This is a genomic window from Vibrio algicola (assembly GCF_009601765.2).
In the GTDB taxonomy this organism is placed as follows: domain Bacteria; phylum Pseudomonadota; class Gammaproteobacteria; order Enterobacterales; family Vibrionaceae; genus Vibrio; species Vibrio algicola.
On record NZ_CP045699.1, the window covers coordinates 1673916 to 1689664 of the forward strand.

Annotated in this window: 14 protein-coding genes; 8 read left to right on the top strand and 6 right to left on the bottom strand. The window is 41.4% G+C overall.

The genetic code is table 11. The features are described 5' to 3' along the window. The first annotated feature begins 351 nt into the window (after window positions 1–351). Window positions 352–1641 carry a citrate synthase gene (locus GFB47_RS07685; RefSeq protein WP_153447452.1) on the top strand — a complete coding sequence of 430 codons (1290 nt, stop codon included), beginning with the start codon at window positions 352–354 and terminating at the stop codon, window positions 1639–1641. A gap of 170 nt (window positions 1642–1811) precedes the next feature. Here the strand turns inward: GFB47_RS07685 and GFB47_RS07690 are convergent, their stop codons facing one another. Further along, complete coding sequence (locus GFB47_RS07690) at window positions 1812–2576, bottom strand: Nif3-like dinuclear metal center hexameric protein (RefSeq protein ID WP_153447453.1); 765 nt, start codon at window positions 2574–2576, stop codon at window positions 1812–1814. Window positions 2577–2715: 139 nt separating this feature from the next. Here GFB47_RS07690 and GFB47_RS07695 point away from each other — a divergent pair, with 139 nt between their 5' ends. Beyond that, complete coding sequence (locus tag GFB47_RS07695) at window positions 2716–3525, top strand: DUF1853 family protein (protein WP_153447454.1); 810 nt, start codon at window positions 2716–2718, stop codon at window positions 3523–3525. Window positions 3526–3646: 121 nt separating this feature from the next. Here GFB47_RS07695 and pgm read toward each other — a convergent pair whose 3' ends face one another. The 3 genes from pgm to GFB47_RS07710 all read right to left on the bottom strand — a co-directional run bounded on the left by pgm (window position 3647) and on the right by GFB47_RS07710 (window position 6671). Further along, window positions 3647–5287, bottom strand: coding sequence for a phosphoglucomutase (alpha-D-glucose-1,6-bisphosphate-dependent) (gene pgm, locus GFB47_RS07700; protein WP_153447455.1), 1641 nt, complete (start codon window positions 5285–5287; stop codon window positions 3647–3649). 96 nt (window positions 5288–5383) lie between these two features. Next, complete coding sequence (gene seqA, locus GFB47_RS07705) at window positions 5384–5920, bottom strand: replication initiation negative regulator SeqA (protein ID WP_153447456.1); 537 nt, start codon at window positions 5918–5920, stop codon at window positions 5384–5386. A 310-nt stretch (window positions 5921–6230) separates the two neighbouring features. Then, on the bottom strand, window positions 6231–6671 hold the full coding sequence (locus tag GFB47_RS07710) for a c-type cytochrome (RefSeq protein ID WP_153447457.1): 441 nt from the start codon (window positions 6669–6671) through the stop codon (window positions 6231–6233). A 224-nt stretch (window positions 6672–6895) separates the two neighbouring features. Here GFB47_RS07710 and GFB47_RS07715 point away from each other — a divergent pair, with 224 nt between their 5' ends. From GFB47_RS07715 to fcrX, 4 genes are all read left to right on the top strand, one after another. Beyond that, window positions 6896–7693 carry an alpha/beta fold hydrolase gene (locus tag GFB47_RS07715; RefSeq protein ID WP_153447458.1) on the top strand — a complete coding sequence of 266 codons (798 nt, stop codon included), beginning with the start codon at window positions 6896–6898 and terminating at the stop codon, window positions 7691–7693. Window positions 7694–7803: 110 nt separating this feature from the next. Continuing rightward, complete coding sequence (locus GFB47_RS07720; RefSeq protein WP_153447459.1) at window positions 7804–8025, top strand: DUF2788 domain-containing protein; 222 nt, start codon at window positions 7804–7806, stop codon at window positions 8023–8025. Between the two features lie 81 nt (window positions 8026–8106). Beyond that, a complete protein-coding gene (gene fldA / locus GFB47_RS07725) occupies window positions 8107–8634 on the top strand; it encodes a flavodoxin FldA (protein WP_153447460.1) in 528 nt (175 codons plus the stop codon). 165 nt (window positions 8635–8799) lie between these two features. Continuing rightward, window positions 8800–9249 carry a ferric iron uptake transcriptional regulator FcrX gene (gene fcrX, locus GFB47_RS07730; protein ID WP_153447461.1) on the top strand — a complete coding sequence of 150 codons (450 nt, stop codon included), beginning with the start codon at window positions 8800–8802 and terminating at the stop codon, window positions 9247–9249. Window positions 9250–9419: 170 nt separating this feature from the next. On the opposite strand, the gene glnS is transcribed toward fcrX, so the two are convergent. Beyond that, the gene (gene glnS, locus GFB47_RS07735) at window positions 9420–11084 is read right to left on the bottom strand and encodes a glutamine--tRNA ligase (RefSeq protein ID WP_153447462.1); all 1665 of its coding nucleotides are present in this window, start codon (window positions 11082–11084) and stop codon (window positions 9420–9422) included. 220 nt (window positions 11085–11304) lie between these two features. Beyond that, window positions 11305–12867, bottom strand: coding sequence for an N-acetylglucosamine-specific PTS transporter subunit IIBC (gene nagE, locus GFB47_RS07740; RefSeq protein WP_153447463.1), 1563 nt, complete (start codon window positions 12865–12867; stop codon window positions 11305–11307). Between the two features lie 526 nt (window positions 12868–13393). On the opposite strand from nagE, the gene nagA reads away from it, so the two are divergent. Then, window positions 13394–14530 (top strand): N-acetylglucosamine-6-phosphate deacetylase, encoded by a 1137-nt coding sequence (nagA, locus tag GFB47_RS07745; protein ID WP_153447464.1) that lies wholly within the window; start codon window positions 13394–13396, stop codon window positions 14528–14530. Window position 14531: 1 nt separating this feature from the next. Further along, complete coding sequence (gene nagC, locus GFB47_RS07750) at window positions 14532–15746, top strand: DNA-binding transcriptional regulator NagC (RefSeq protein ID WP_153447465.1); 1215 nt, start codon at window positions 14532–14534, stop codon at window positions 15744–15746. The last annotated feature ends 3 nt before the right edge of the window (window positions 15747–15749 follow it).

Genomic DNA, 15749 nt, shown 5'->3' on the forward strand with positions numbered 1-15749 from the left:
ATCAATTAATTGCCTTTTGCCGCATTTTATTAACAATTAATTCGGATGGGCACCCAAAACTCCCATCAAATTCTCGTTAACATCTGTTATCACTTATCAAGAAATAGCCTCTAACCCCTGATAATATAAGGCACTAACTAAAATTTTCAATTGCACTATACGACTGGTAACACATAATTTCAATTCTTGTAACAAAATATGCTACGTAGAACATATTTTTAACTTTTTCCATGTTAAAAATGAACACTAACACACAGATTCGAGCAGAAAAATTGACTTTAACCGCGAATCTAAGTACAAAAACCACACACAAAAAATCCCGGATGGATAATAATAAACAAGGAGAATGTCATGGCGGATAAGAAAGCTACCCTTCATATTGAAGGTCAAGCACCTATTGAACTCCCAATATTAACTGGAACAGAAGGTCCAGATGTTATTGATGTACGAAAATTAGGTGCCAGTGGTTATTTCACTTTCGACCCAGGTTTTCTTGCTACAGCATCGTGTGAATCTCAAATCACGTATATTGATGGTGGCAAAGGGATCCTTTTGCATCGCGGTTACCCTATTGATCAGTTGGCTAATAATGCTGATTATTTAGAAGTTTGTTATATTCTAATTTATGGCGAAGCACCTACTCGCACAGAGTACGAAAAATTCAAAAAAATCGTATCGAATCACACTATGGTGCATGAGCAAATTTCCAGCTTCTTCCACGGCTTCCGTCGTGATGCGCATCCAATGGCAGTGATGTGTGGTGTCGTTGGCGCTTTAGCTGCTTTCTACCATGATGCGTTAGATATCAACAATGAAAAACATCGTGAAATCACCGCATTCCGTTTACTGTCTAAAATGCCAACCCTTGCATCGATGTGTTACAAATATTCGATGGGTCAACCATTCATTTATCCACGTAACGATTTAGATTATGCGGGTAATTTCTTACACATGATGTTTGCTAATCCTTGTGAAGAATATGTGGTTAATCCTGTGGTTTCACGTGCTATGGATAAAATATTCACTTTGCATGCCGATCACGAACAAAATGCTTCTACCTCAACGGTTCGTCTGGCCGGTTCTTCTGGTGCGAATCCATTTGCTTGTATTGCAGCGGGTATTGCATCACTTTGGGGACCCGCTCACGGAGGTGCTAACGAAGCCTGTTTGAAGATGCTAGAAGAGATTGGTAGTGTCGATAAAATTGAAGAGTATGTCGCAAAAGCGAAAGATAAAGATGACCCGTTCCGTTTAATGGGCTTTGGTCACCGTGTTTACAAAAACCACGATCCTCGCGCCACGGTTATGCGTCAAGCGTGTCATGATGTATTGCAAGAACTCAACATTGAAGATCCACTGCTTGATGTCGCGATGGAATTAGAACGCATTGCGCTTTCAGACCCATATTTCATTGAGAAAAAACTGTACCCTAATGTCGATTTCTATTCAGGTATCATCTTGAAAGCGATCGGAATTCCGGTCTCAATGTTCACCGTTATCTTTGCAATTTCTCGTACTATTGGTTGGATTGCTCACTGGAATGAAATGCACGATGACCCAAGCAATCGTATTGGTCGCCCTCGTCAGCTTTATACTGGCCAGCACCAACGTGATTTTAAACCTCTGCATGAAAGAGAGTAATACCGATTGCTAGTTGCTAGTTGCTAGAAAATATAAACCTAAAAAAAGCGAACCACTTGATAATGTCGAAGTGATTCGCTTTTTTGTTTTATGGTTTTATGGTGAATTACCCCTCAACCCAATCCCACTTAACATTTGATCAATGTTGATCGATTATAAAACTATTAGGATTAAACCGGATTATCGATATCAATAAACTCGACATTTAAGCCATGATTTTCAGCTAACCACTCCCCTAGCGCCTTTACGCCGTATCGTTCGGTGGCATGGTGTCCGGCTGCAAAATAATCAATACCTAATTCGCGCGCAATATAAGTGGTTCGCTCTGAGATCTCGCCCGAAATAAACGCATCTAACCCCTGCTGCGCGGCTAACTCTAAGTAATCTTGCCCGCCACCAGTACACCAACCAATGGTTTTAATTTTTTTGTTGGCCGGCCCCTGCTCTGAGACAATATGCAATGGCGCACGATTAAGCACTGTGGTGATTTTTTGTTTCAACTCATTCGCGCTTAAAGCAATCTCAAACTCACCATACATAGCAACAGACTGTGGATGACCTTCCAGCCCTCCTAATGTGTTTATACTCAATAGGGAGGCTAATTGGGCGTTATTACCTAACTGTGGATGAATATCGAGCGGAAGATGGTAGGCATATAAATTAATATCGTGTTTGATCAAGCTGCGAATGCGCGCCCCTTTCATGCCACGGATCGCCTCTGCTTCTCCTTTCCAAAAATAGCCATGATGAACCAGAATGGCATCGGCATTTTTTTCGATCGCCATATCAATCAAGGCTTGTGAAGCGGTCACGCCGGTAATGATAGTCGAGACTTGGGGCTTACCTTCCACTTGCAATCCGTTCGGACAATAGTCTTTTATCAACTGCGGTGATAAAGTTTGATTTAATAGCTGCTCTAATTCTAAGTTATTCATAGTTTCTCAATAGGTCGTAGTTTCTCGATAAATCATTACTTATTAGTAAATAATAGCAAGATTTGCCTTAATTAAGTACGGTAATGACTCATACCAATCAAAGAAATGAGATCTTCAAATATTGACGCAAGGATGCATAATGCCAGTGACAAAAAACAATAACATTAATCACAGCCAGCAACAGGTGTTCTTTAACCAAATCAGTGATTGGATTGCACGTCATCCTCCAATTATGCAACCCGATGGTCACACCCTCGCAGCGCTGCCTTTTATTGCTGAACAACGCACAATTTCGCTTCCCTATTCAGGTAATGCTCGTCTTGGATTTTGGTATCAACATTTATGTTTACAGCACTTTCAATCTCACCCTGACTATCATGTTGTGGCAGAAGAAATACAGCTAAATCAAAACGGGCGAACCATTGGCGCAATAGACTTTATTCTTGAGCATATACCGAGCAAAACGGTTGAGCATTGGGAAGTGGCGAGCAAATTTTATTTATTATTTGATGGTCTTTGGTATGGGCCCAATAGCCAAGATAGGTTAGATTTAAAGTTAAACCACATGTTGACCCACCAGCTTCAGATGTCACAACACCCCTCATTTAAAGCGCATCACGGCAAATTTAATGCCCCTCAATTTGATCACATAAAGCCCAAGCTTTTATTACAAGGACGCTTATATACTAATCCTTTTCTCGCCCAAACAATTCCCACGACCTGTTTAGGTCATGACATCGATGCGAGTCAAATTAACGGCCATTGGTGTTTTTATCATCAACGGGATTTAATCCATGAATCGTTATATGTGTTAAAAAAAGGACAATGGTTAACGGGTAAGGATAGAGAGAGTGAATTGTTACAGCAAACAAACGATCAATTTGTCCATTGCCAATCTGAGTCAGGTCGATTTTGGTTTGTTTTGCCCGATACTTGGCCGCATGGTTAATACTCATTTCAAGTTCATAGCGTGCGTTATATAAAAAAGCTCGATACTTTAATCAGTATCGAGCTTTTATTTTTCGGCTCCCGAGCGAAGTATCCTCAGCTCTTGGCCTTAATTTTCGTCTCTACAAACCAGCGTTTTTAAACACTTGATTAACGATTTCTTGTGCTTGTTGCTCAATCAAGGCTAAGTGATCTTTGCCTTTAAAGCTTTCGCAGTAGATTTTATAAATATCTTCTGTGCCTGATGGACGAGCGGCAAACCAACCATTTTCAGTGGTCACTTTTAAACCGCCAATTGCAGCGCCGTTACCTTGAGCGTGAGTTAAGCGTGCGGTGATGGTTTCGCCAGCCAACTCATTAGCACTGACCATTTCAGCCGACATACTTTTTAATACGTCTTTTTGCGCCACATTAGCAACCGCTTGAATACGGTTATAAGCCGAAGCGCCGTGTTTCGCTGCCAGTTGGTTGTAATATTGCTGTGGATTCATACCGGTCACTGCGGTGATCTCGGCCGCAAGGAGACATAAAATAATGCCGTCTTTATCGGTTGACCACGGGGTGCCATCTTTACGCAAGAAGGATGCCCCTGCACTTTCTTCGCCGCCAAAACCAAAACGACCTTCATAAAGACCATCCACAAACCATTTAAAGCCAACCGGTACTTCGCACAATGTCCGGCCAAGATCGGCCACAACGCGATCAATAATCGCACTCGACACTAACGTTTTACCGACTTGTACTTCTGTGCCCCAGCCTTCACGATGACGGAATAGATAATCAATACAAACGGCTAAGTAATGGTTTGGATCCATAAGACCTTCCGGCGTCACAATGCCGTGGCGATCATAATCTGGGTCGTTACCAAAGGCGAGATCATAGTCATCTTTTAACGACAACAAGCTTGCCATTGCATAAGGGGATGAACAATCCATGCGGATCACACCATCTTTATCGAGCGTCATAAACTGGAATGAAGGATCCACGGTTTGATTTACTAAGGTCATATCCAGTTGATAGGTTTGCGCAATCCGGCGCCAATATTCAATCCCGGCCCCGCCGAGTGGATCGATACCAATTTTTAGGCCGGATTTTTGAATTGCGCCCATATCAACCACATTCACTAAATCATCAATGTACGGTTGCACTAAATCTTTTGCTGTAATATTGGCGGCGTTGCTGGTTAAATCAATGCGCTTAACCCCTTGCAAATCATTGGCAATATATTGATTAGCGTCATCTTCAATTCGTTGGGTAATTTCGCCTTCTGCCGGTCCACCGTGACTTGGGTTGTATTTGATACCACCGTCTTGTGGCGGATTATGAGAAGGGGTAATAACAATGCCGTCCGCTTTATCCGTATGGGCTAAGTTATGCGTTAGAATGGCATGAGAAATACCCGGTGTTGGGGTAAAGCCGTTATCAGCCTGAACAATAACCTGAACATCATTAGCAGCTAAAACTTCCAACAGTGTACGACATGCAGGCTCTGATAACGCATGAGTATCTTTACCGACAAATAAAGGCCCTGTGACACCGGCGCGATTACGCTCATCCACCACGGCTTGTGCAATCGCAAGAATATGTGTTTGATTGAAGGTCGATTTTAGTGACGTGCCACGATGACCAGAAGTACCAAATTGCACCCGGTGGGCATTATTATCTGCTTGCGGCTTAATCTCGTAATAATCACTGACTAAGGCTGGAATATTAATCAAATCTTCAGGTAAAGTTTTAGTCCCTGCTCTAGGATGAATCGCCATAAAATAACCCTTCAAAAAATTACATACAAAAAAAACCTCATAATACGTCATTAGCAATATTATGAGGTTTCTAGAAATATTAGTGCCCACTTTACATTAAATCGCGTTACACACTTTTTCAATCAAGTCGGCTTGGAAGCCCATATGAGTCATAAGCTGCTGCACCATTTGACGCTTACGATTGGTGTTATTATTGGTAATAACCCAAAATGGTGTAGTCGGAATTGAGCGAGGCTTAGTCGTTTTACCGCTTTCTAAGAGGGTTTGTTCGTTATCAGCAAAGTAAACGCGTGTACGACCTTTGACTTTCGCAGCTTCTGCAAAACCCGCTTTTTCTATATGGTAAAGCGACGATAAGATCAACATAAAACGATCGATCGCTTTATCTTTGCTGGCAAACTCATCAGAGATAAGTACCGAGCGCATTGCTTTAACTTTATCCACGGCTTGTGTCGCGATTGGGGTCTTTTCTTTGTTATCGCTTACTGTGGTTTTTTTAGCTACAACAACTTGTGATCCTTGCTGATCACCGATCAAAAGTCGACGTAAAATATCCGAGGCATTTTCACCAATATGTTGGGTTTGACTCGCAATATAACGATACAGTTCTTCATCTATTTCAATGGTTTTCATGTGCTTTTCACAATCTCAATCAATTAACTCTGGCGCGATTATACCCTTATCTAGATTGATTCTCTATGCCAATTCAAGTGACAGCGAAAGAAAAAAGATCGAATAGATCACTGTCTGTTCGAATATGTAGATTGAGAGCCTGATCTTTATACAAACTCCCAATCCAACATTTTATTGTTTAATAGGCTTTAGAACCTAATATATGTTTATCATCCGGAGACGGTTTACCATATTGAGAGTCTTTGGCATGATTTCATTTGATTGACTAAATAAGCAAAATTTTGACCGCCGATGCGTGGCAATGAAGGTTTCACCCCAACCCCGTTCGGTGCATGACACGCACGCAAGCCGGAACATTGGCGTCCATTTTACCGGTGTAAGCAATTTTTTCACCTAACTGCATATCACCCGGCCATTTATCCCCACGCCATTGCAACTTAAAGGTATCGGCTGCAGGTACCGAAGAATAATGCTTAACCACTTGATCAATTTGTTGATCTGAAATTTGATATATGAACGCATCCATAAAGGTCGTATGACGTTTTTTGTCACGAAATTTTTCAATCTGCTCGCGTAAATAGCTTTGAGACTGCCCCCATAAATTAGGAATATGATCCAAAGTGGATACCCCTGTCACCCCATGGCAGGTAGAACAAAACGCTACTACACTTTCTTTTTCTTTCGGTAGCGTGGTTGCCGAAGCAAAGAGAGGTAACAGCAAGAATGTCGTTGCTATTAGTTTCGTTCGCATATAACTTCCTATTAGTTGAGTTAAGTCTTACTGCTTATTTATCATTATTTTAGTTGAGGCTTTTCAATTTTTCACAATCCAATGCACTATTCTTTATTCAATACAGCATTAATAACAGACACATTTGTTAACGATTCTAACTATTAGCAACAAAAACAAAACATTATATTGTGCAAGTTAGGTTATGATCGTGTTTTTTCGTTCTCTTTATAGGTCAAGTGTCCATGTCTCATCCCTCGTATCCTTTACTGCATCACACCGTTGAAGGACAAGGTCCGTTTATTCTTCTTATCCATGGCTTATTTGGCAGTGCGGATAACCTCGGAGTGTTAGCGCGAAATTTACGCCTCGATCACACCGTCATCAATGTCGATTTACGCAATCATGGCCGCTCTTTTCATTGCGATAGCATGAATTATGAGGCAATGGCTAAGGATCTCATTCAATTACTCAATCATCTTAACGTCGATAGTTTGGCGGTGGTTGGGCACTCAATGGGCGGAAAAGCTGCGATGAAACTGGCCAGCATGATCCCCGATAACATTCATCATCTTGCGGTGTTAGATATGGCGCCGGTTGCCTACCAACAACGTCGCCACGACAATGTATTGGCCGGCTTACAGGCCGTCGTCGATAATCCACCTACCAATCGACAACAAGCGCTGGCGATAATGGAGGAACATATTGAAATAGAAGGGGTTCGACAGTTTCTAGCTAAGTCGTTATTTCATCCTAAATCTGATCAAAATAGCGATAATCACCTGCAGTGGCGCTTCAATCTCAAAGCCTTAAGTGATCAATATGATCATATTCAAGCATGGTCAGACATCGCTCCTTTCAATAATCCAACGCTATTTTTAAAAGGTGCCGATTCCGATTATATTGGGATTGAACATCAAGCTCAGATCCAAGCGCAATTTCCACACAGTAAAGCGCATATCATTAACAATACCGGACATTGGTTACACGCAGAAAAGCCAACTGAAGTATTACGCTCATTGCGTCGCTTTATAACAAAATAACAAATTAGATAATTAAGTGAGATTTAGACGCATTGTGATCGCCTCTCAGATTAACTTTACTGGCTAACAATGATATAGTCGCAACATAAATAAGAACGGTGGTGTTAACCATGCTTTATGATCATATCGATACTATCGAATCACTTGGATTAGATTTCTTTTTTGCCGCACTCTTTTTATTGATTGGGCTGGCGATTAAAGATGTACTAAAACAAGGTAATGTTCCAGTATTTGGACGCCGGATTGTATGGTTAGTTCTCTTTCTTGGCTGTTTCGGTTTTGTGGTTAAAGGCCTGATACAAATTAGCTGGGAAGGCACGGGACTCGGTTAATTCCACTTTTTTAATCTTAATTCGTATTTTCAATTTGATAGCTACCGGCGTTTTCCGGTAATGATAGATAGGTAATATTCTATGGCAAGTGTAGGACTCTTCTTTGGCAGTGATACAGGTAATACTGAAGCGGTTGCTAAAATGATTCAAAAAGAACTGGGCAAACAACTGGTTCATGTTCAAGACATCGCTAAAAGCAGCAAAGAAGATATTGATAACTTCGATCTATTACTGCTAGGTATTCCGACTTGGTATTACGGTGAGTCTCAATGTGATTGGGATGATTTTTTCCCAGAACTTGAATGCATCGATTTCTCAACTAAGCTCGTGGCTATTTTTGGTTGTGGCGACCAAGAAGATTATGCAGAGTATTTCTGTGATGCGATGGGTACCGTGCGTGATATCGTCGAAGCTAAAGCCGGCACTATCATTGGTTACTGGCCAACCGAAGGTTACGAATTTGAAGCATCAAAAGCATTAGTTGATGATAATAACTTCATTGGTTTATGTATTGATGAAGATCGCCAACCAGAACTAACCGATACTCGAGTAAAAGCTTGGTCTAAGCAGATTTATGATGAGATGTGTCTTGCAGAGCTTGCTGACTAAAAATCATAAAAATGGCGCCTCACACTCTGAGGCGTTTTTTTTAGTATTTCTGAGTCTCTCTACATAATTACAACATAATGCTTAACTCTTTGTAGTAGGTAGTTTATTGTTAATACGACTCACAGGTATACTCAAGAAATAAGCAGAATTACACAGGAAAGTAGAATGTCAGATAATAACCAAGCACTAAAGGAAGCAGGTCTTAAAGTCACTTTACCTCGTTTAAAGATCCTCGAGTTATTGCAAAGACCAGACTGCCAACATATTAGCGCTGAAGATTTATATAAAAGACTGATCGATCTAGGTGAAGAAATTGGCCTTGCTACCGTCTACCGTGTATTAAACCAATTTGATGATGCAGGCATTGTGACCCGCCATCATTTTGAAGGCGGAAAATCTGTTTTTGAATTATCCACTCAACATCACCATGACCATCTCGTTTGTCTAGATTGTGGTGAGGTAATTGAGTTTTCGGATGATTTGATCGAAGAGCGTCAAAAAGAAATTGCCGCGCTTTATAATGTCGAACTAACCAACCACAGCCTTTACCTTTACGGTCGCTGTGCAAGTGGTAGCTGTAAAGGCGATGCTAACGCGCACAAAGCACGTAAATAAGCCTTTTCACTCTCTACTCACCAAAAAGTATACATCTAAAAAATGGACCTAATCAATTAGGTGCATTTTTTTATATCAAATTTTCATCCCTAAAAACAAGTCGAGGCAGCAATTAGCCACCTCGATTTTTGCAAGCTACTAGACCAAGCTATTAGGCTTAGCTACTAGATTTAGTTACTTTCTATTTTTGCCCAAGTGTCACGTAAACCAACAGTGCGGTTAAACACCAATTGGTTTGCGGTCGAATCTTTGGCATCAATACAGAAGTAACCGGTACGCTCAAATTGGAACCCTTTACCGGCTTCCGCTTGTGTTAAGCTTGGCTCAACAAATGCTTTTTTAACCACTAATGATTCAGGGTTAATTACCGCGGTAAAATCTTCTTCTGCAGCTGGATTTGGCACGGTAAATAGACGATCGTATAAACGAACATCTGCCGCTACGCCTTTATCGGCAGAAACCCAATGGATCACGCCTTTCACTTTACGACCATCAGCTGGATTTTTACCTAGCGTGTCAGGATCATAAGAACAGAAGATAGTGGTGATATTACCTGCGCTGTCTTTTTCAATACGGTTCGCTTGAATAACATAAGCGCCACGCAAGCGTACTTCTTTACCCAATACTAAACGTTTGTATTTCTTATTGGCTTCTTCACGGAAATCGTCTGCTTCAATCCAAAGCTCACGCGTAAATGGGACTTCACGAGTGCCCATTTCAGGTTTGTTTGGATGATTAGAAATGGTTAAGGTTTCTTCCGATCCCACGTTCTCGATAATCACTTTAACCGGATCAAGCACCGCCATTGCGCGAGGTGCATTTTCGTTTAAGTCTTCACGAATACACGCTTCAAGTGACCCAAACTCGATCATATTATCTTGCTTGGTGACACCAATGCGCGAGCAAAATTCGCGGATAGAGTTAGGAGTAAAGCCGCGTCGACGCAAGCCTGAAATGGTTGGCATACGTGGGTCATCCCAACCATTAACCAAGTTTTCAGTTACCAGTTGGCTCAACTTACGCTTAGACATCACGGTATATTCAAGATTTAAACGGCTAAACTCATATTGATGTGGACGCGCGTCAATCGTGATATTGTCGAGCACCCAGTCGTATAAGCGACGGTTGTCTTGGAATTCAAGCGTACAAACCGAGTGAGTGATACCTTCCAACGCATCCGAAATACAATGAGTAAAATCGTACATTGGGTAAATGCACCATTTGTCACCCGTTTGATGATGTTCAATAAAGCGCACACGGTAAATAACCGGATCGCGCATCACGATAAACGATGACGCCATATCGATTTTAGCACGTAAACATGCCTTGCCTTCTTCAAAGCCACCGGCACGCATTTTTTCAAATAATGCTAGGTTTTCTTCCACACTACGTTCACGGTATGGGCTGTTTTTGCCAGCTTCTTTCAAGCTACCGCGATACTCACGCATTTCATCCGCAGAGAGTTCATCAACATAAGCTAAGCCTTTCTTGATAAGCTCTATCGCATAACCATACAAGGCATCAAAATAATTAGAAGAATAGCAAATCTCACCATCCCAATTAAAACCTAACCAATTAACATCAGTTTTAATAGAATCAACGTATTCGATGTCTTCTTTGGCAGGGTTAGTATCATCAAAGCGAAGGTTACACTGCCCCTGATAATCCTGAGCTAAACCAAAGTTCAAGCAGATGGATTTAGCATGGCCTATATGTAAGTAGCCATTTGGTTCAGGTGGGAAACGAGTATGGATCCCTGTGTGTTTGCCATCGGCTAAATCCTTATCAATAATTTGACGGATAAAATTAGATGGACGTGCCTCGACTTCACTCATCGACAGTACCTCGGTAAAAATAATAGAGTGGTTTTTAATAGGGACTAATGATCCACAATTCTGCGCCGTTACACAACAACAACCGTCATTTTCTTTGCAAATCCCATCAATTTAAATCCAAGTTGCTATTTTATCGCCAATTCAGAACGCCCTATCGATTTCAGGTATAAAAAAAGCCCCGAACTTCGGGGCTTCAATCAAGTTTTCGTTTTAGTTGAAACTATGGAAGGATAACATCTGATAGGTCATCAGAAGCTGGAACTTCTTTCATTTCGCCGGCTACGATTTCAGCTAGTGGGCCAAGGATAACTTGAAGGTTGTTCTCACCAAGTTTTACCACACCCTTCGCGCCAAGTTTCTTAAGCACCGCTTCGTTAACGATAGAGCGATCTTTTAGCGTTAAACGTAGACGAGTAATACAAGCATCGATAGTTGTCACGTTTTCATGACCACCAAGCGCTTTTAGGTATTGACGAGCAACATCGCCTTTTCCTTTGCTTGCACCAGGTTTGCTTTCTACTTCAACTTCTTCGTCTTCACGACCAGGCGTTTTCATATCGAAAACACGGATTAGGAAGCTGAATGTGAAGAAGTATAGCGCACCAAAACATAGGCCAATAACAAGTAGAGTCCAAGGTTTGGTTGCTAAGCCCCAGTTCAATACGAAGTCGATAAGACCGGCTGAGAAACCAAAGCCATGTAATGTGCCAAACATGTTAGCAACAACAAGAGACAGACCAGTAAATACCGCGTGAACAGCGTATAGACCCGGTGCTAGGAACATGAACATAAATTCTAGAGGTTCTGTAATACCAGTTAGGAAAGAACAGAATGCTACTGAGAACAATGCACCAGCAACTTGGCTACGACGCTCTGTTGGAGCGGCAAGGTACATAGCAAACGCACCAGCAGGAAGACCAAACATCATGATTGGGAAGAAACCATTCATGAATACCCCAGCAGATTTATCGCCACCGAAGTAACGGTTCAAATCACCGGTTTTAATCGTATCAGTCACAGTGTTCACAACTGCAGTAATATGAGGAGTAACAGAGTTAGCAAAATCAAACGTATGCTCTTGACCAACAACTAATGTTTTAGCAATCGCTGGGTCAACACATAATTGGTGAATATTCGAGAATGCACCAACGCCTGTTACCATGATTTCTTGACATGAACCCATGCCGAACCAGAAGTAAGAGTTAAGCACATGGTGTAGACCAACAGGAATTAATGCACGGTTTAATGTACCGTAAATAAATTGACCGACTGCACCAGAAGTAGAAATACCGTGTGCTAGTGCGTCAAGACCGTTTTGAATCACAGGCCAGATCACACCGAAAATAGCACCAGCAACTAGAGCCACAAGACCAGCCATGATAGGCACTAAACGACGACCAGAGAAGAAAGCTAACCACTCAGGTAAACGCGTTTTATGGAACGCATTATAACAGTGACCTGCGATGATACCGGCAAAAATACCGCCAAAGAATGACATATCGATAGTTGAATCGATATTTTGAGCTGTCGCGGTAATAACAAAATAAGCAACTGCACCAGCAAGACCAGCAGCACCAGCCCCATCTTTCGATAAACCAATCGCGATACCTAAACCAAATAGTAAAGGTAACTGACTAAAGATTGCATTACCAGCAGATGCCATAAATGCGATATCCAATATATCAGGTTGACCTAAACGTAATAACAACGCTGCAACAGGTAGTGTTGCAATAGGTAGCATTAGTGCTTTACCTAATCTTTGTGCGTATCCCAGAATATTCATTGAATTCCCCCCTAAGGATTTTGTATGAACTTCAAAACTTATTTTTATTAAAAAATTTAGTACAGCGACAGTCTATGTGATTAATTTTAGCCCGCAAATTAAAACCTCATTATTTGTGATCTCAATCAAGAGTTATTTGTCTGATCGCAGCTAATTACGCCAATTTTAGCATCTTGGGACTAGATAGTTTTGAAAACTTATTTTATCATTCGAATTAATGGTTTTTTTCCTTTAACATGAATTCATTCTAAATGGCTATATAAAGGTTCTTGCTTGCTTAACCTATAGTCTCTGAATTTGACGTGTATCAGCTTTAATACGGTTGCTTTGCCTCGCAAACTTGCTGTTTAATCGTGTGAATCAACACAGTTAGCTGTTTTTAGACTGCCAAACACGCCAAGTTAAACGATAATGGTATAAGTCTATTTTATACTCACATTTGTTGCTCTGCTTTGAAAAAGTATAACGATAACTAACCAAAGCCGACAACCATCAAGATTTTAAATAAATTAGAAGGGTGCTCCCTATGTATGCGCTGCTTAATGCAAAAATTTACACCGGACATGATGTGCTTACCCAGCACGCTGTATTGGTTGATGCGGGTAAAATTCATGCTGTAATTAAAGCAGAAGATTTACCACAAGGTATTGAAACCAAGGATTTACAAGGCGATATTCTTTGCCCTGGCTTTATTGATTTGCAACTTAATGGTTGTGGAGGGGTGATGTTTAATGACCTGATCTCGGTTGATACCATGCAAACTATGCATCAAGCCAACTTAAAATCAGGTTGTACCAGCTACTTACCGACTTTGATCACTTCTTCAGATGAAGATATGCACCAAGCACTTAAAGCCGGTCGTGAATATCTTGCTAAATACCAACACCAGGTTCTCGGATTACACCTTGAAGGCCCGTTCCTCAATGTATTAAAGAAAGGTATTCACCGTCCTGATTTTATTCGTAAGTCAGACGATGATATGATTGCTGCTATCTGTAATAACAGCGATGTGGTTGCCAAGGTAACTTTAGCGCCAGAGCAAAATAATCCTGAACATATTCGACGCTTACGTGACGCGGGTATTGTGGTTTCAATCGGCCATACCAATGCAACCTATTCTGAAGCACGTGAAGGTTTTGCCAACGGCATCAGTTTTGCTACTCATCTATTTAATGCGATGACGCCAATGGTGGGTCGCGAACCGGGTGTAGTGGGCGCGATTTATGATACCCCTGAGGTGTATGCTGGTATTATTGCAGATGGTTTCCATGTTGATTACGCTAACATCCGAATCGCTCACAAAGTAAAAGGCGATAAGCTCATATTAGTGACCGATGCCACAGCTCCAGCAGGTGCTGTAATGGATCACTTTATTTTTGTCGGTAAGAAAGTATATTACCGAGATGGCAAGTGTGTTGATGAAAACGGCACATTAGGTGGATCAGCTTTAACCATGATAGAAGCCGTACAAAACACGGTGGAACATGTAGGCATCGCTTTAGACGAAGCTTTACGTATGGCAACGCTTTATCCTGCGCGCGCAATCGGCGCAGATGATAAACTTGGTCAAGTTAAACAAGGAATGGTGGCAAACCTAACCGTGTTTGACCGTAACTTCAAAGTTAAGGCGACAATAGTTAACGGACAATACGAGCAGACATAGCATGAATGGCGGACAAATTGGTAATGTAGATTTAGTAAAGCAACTTAATAGCGCGGCGGTTTATCGTTTAATCGATCAACAGGGTCCTATCTCTAGGATCCAAGTCGCGGATGTTAGCCAACTTGCCCCCGCCAGTGTGACTAAAATCACTCGCCAATTAATTGAGCGAGGATTAATTAAAGAAGTGGCACAACAAGCTTCCACCGGAGGCCGACGTGCGATTTCTTTAACCACAGAAACCGCTCCCTTTCATTCAATCGCAATCCGTCTAGGTCGTGATTATATTCAATTCAGCTTATATGATTTAAGCGGATTTGAACTTGCCAAGCACCACGCCGTTTTCAAATATGATAATCAACACGATCTTCTCGATGGTGTGGTTCGTTATACCCATCACTTCATTGAACAAAATAAAGATTCGATTAAACAGTTGATCGCGATTGGTCTTATCCTTCCCGGCTTAGTGAACCCAGAAACTGGCGTGGTTGAATACATGCCGAACACCGAGATTGATAATCTTTCTCTTGGTAACTTACTCAGTGAAACCTTTGGTGTAAAAGCCTTCGTAGGTAATGATATTCGCGGTTTAGCCTTAGCTGAGCATTATTTTGGTGCCAGTAAAGATTGCTTAGATTCTATTTTAGTCAGTGTCTATCGTGGTGCGGGCGCGGGTATCATTGTTAATGGCCAAGTGTTCCTTGGGACCAATCGCAATGTTGGCGAGATAGGTCATATTCAAATTGAATCTTTAGGCGAACAATGCCAATGCGGTAATTTTGGCTGTTTAGAAACCGTGGCGGCGAATCCTGCCATTATTGCTCATATTCAATCACGTCTCGATCAAGGTTACCCTTCATCGCTGCAAAATATACACCCGCTCGATATGACTGCAATTTGCGAACATGCGAATCGTGGTGATGAATTAGCCACCCAAGCATTAACTCGTGTAGGCAACCATTTAGGAAAAGCTATTGCGATGACGGTTAACTTATTTAACCCACAAAAAATCATCATTGCTGGTGAAATTGTTAAAGCCAAAGAAATCATCTTTCATGCGATTGAACGCAACATACAAAATCATTCATTAAAGACTTTTCATCAAAATCTACCTATTGTCGAATCTCAATTATACACCCAACCAACCATGGGTGCTTTTGCCATGATCAAACGCGCTATGCTCAATGGGGTGTTATTGCAAAAACTGTTAGAAAATTAACAA

What these genes read in the sequence shown, in the direction of transcription:
- GFB47_RS07685 (WP_153447452.1), top strand. Translation starts at nt 352, where the DNA reads ATGGCGGATAAGAAAGCTACCCTTCATATTGAAGGTCAAGCACCTATT.
- GFB47_RS07690 (WP_153447453.1), bottom strand. Translation starts at nt 2,576, where the DNA reads ATGAATAACTTAGAATTAGAGCAGCTATTAAATCAAACTTTATCACCG.
- GFB47_RS07695 (WP_153447454.1), top strand. Translation starts at nt 2,716, where the DNA reads ATGCCAGTGACAAAAAACAATAACATTAATCACAGCCAGCAACAGGTG.
- pgm (WP_153447455.1), bottom strand. Translation starts at nt 5,287, where the DNA reads ATGGCGATTCATCCTAGAGCAGGGACTAAAACTTTACCTGAAGATTTG.
- seqA (WP_153447456.1), bottom strand. Translation starts at nt 5,920, where the DNA reads ATGAAAACCATTGAAATAGATGAAGAACTGTATCGTTATATTGCGAGT.
- GFB47_RS07710 (WP_153447457.1), bottom strand. Translation starts at nt 6,671, where the DNA reads ATGCGAACGAAACTAATAGCAACGACATTCTTGCTGTTACCTCTCTTT.
- GFB47_RS07715 (WP_153447458.1), top strand. Translation starts at nt 6,896, where the DNA reads ATGTCTCATCCCTCGTATCCTTTACTGCATCACACCGTTGAAGGACAA.
- GFB47_RS07720 (WP_153447459.1), top strand. Translation starts at nt 7,804, where the DNA reads ATGCTTTATGATCATATCGATACTATCGAATCACTTGGATTAGATTTC.
- fldA (WP_153447460.1), top strand. Translation starts at nt 8,107, where the DNA reads ATGGCAAGTGTAGGACTCTTCTTTGGCAGTGATACAGGTAATACTGAA.
- fcrX (WP_153447461.1), top strand. Translation starts at nt 8,800, where the DNA reads ATGTCAGATAATAACCAAGCACTAAAGGAAGCAGGTCTTAAAGTCACT.
- glnS (WP_153447462.1), bottom strand. Translation starts at nt 11,084, where the DNA reads ATGAGTGAAGTCGAGGCACGTCCATCTAATTTTATCCGTCAAATTATT.
- nagE (WP_153447463.1), bottom strand. Translation starts at nt 12,867, where the DNA reads ATGAATATTCTGGGATACGCACAAAGATTAGGTAAAGCACTAATGCTA.
- nagA (WP_153447464.1), top strand. Translation starts at nt 13,394, where the DNA reads ATGTATGCGCTGCTTAATGCAAAAATTTACACCGGACATGATGTGCTT.
- nagC (WP_153447465.1), top strand. Translation starts at nt 14,532, where the DNA reads ATGAATGGCGGACAAATTGGTAATGTAGATTTAGTAAAGCAACTTAAT.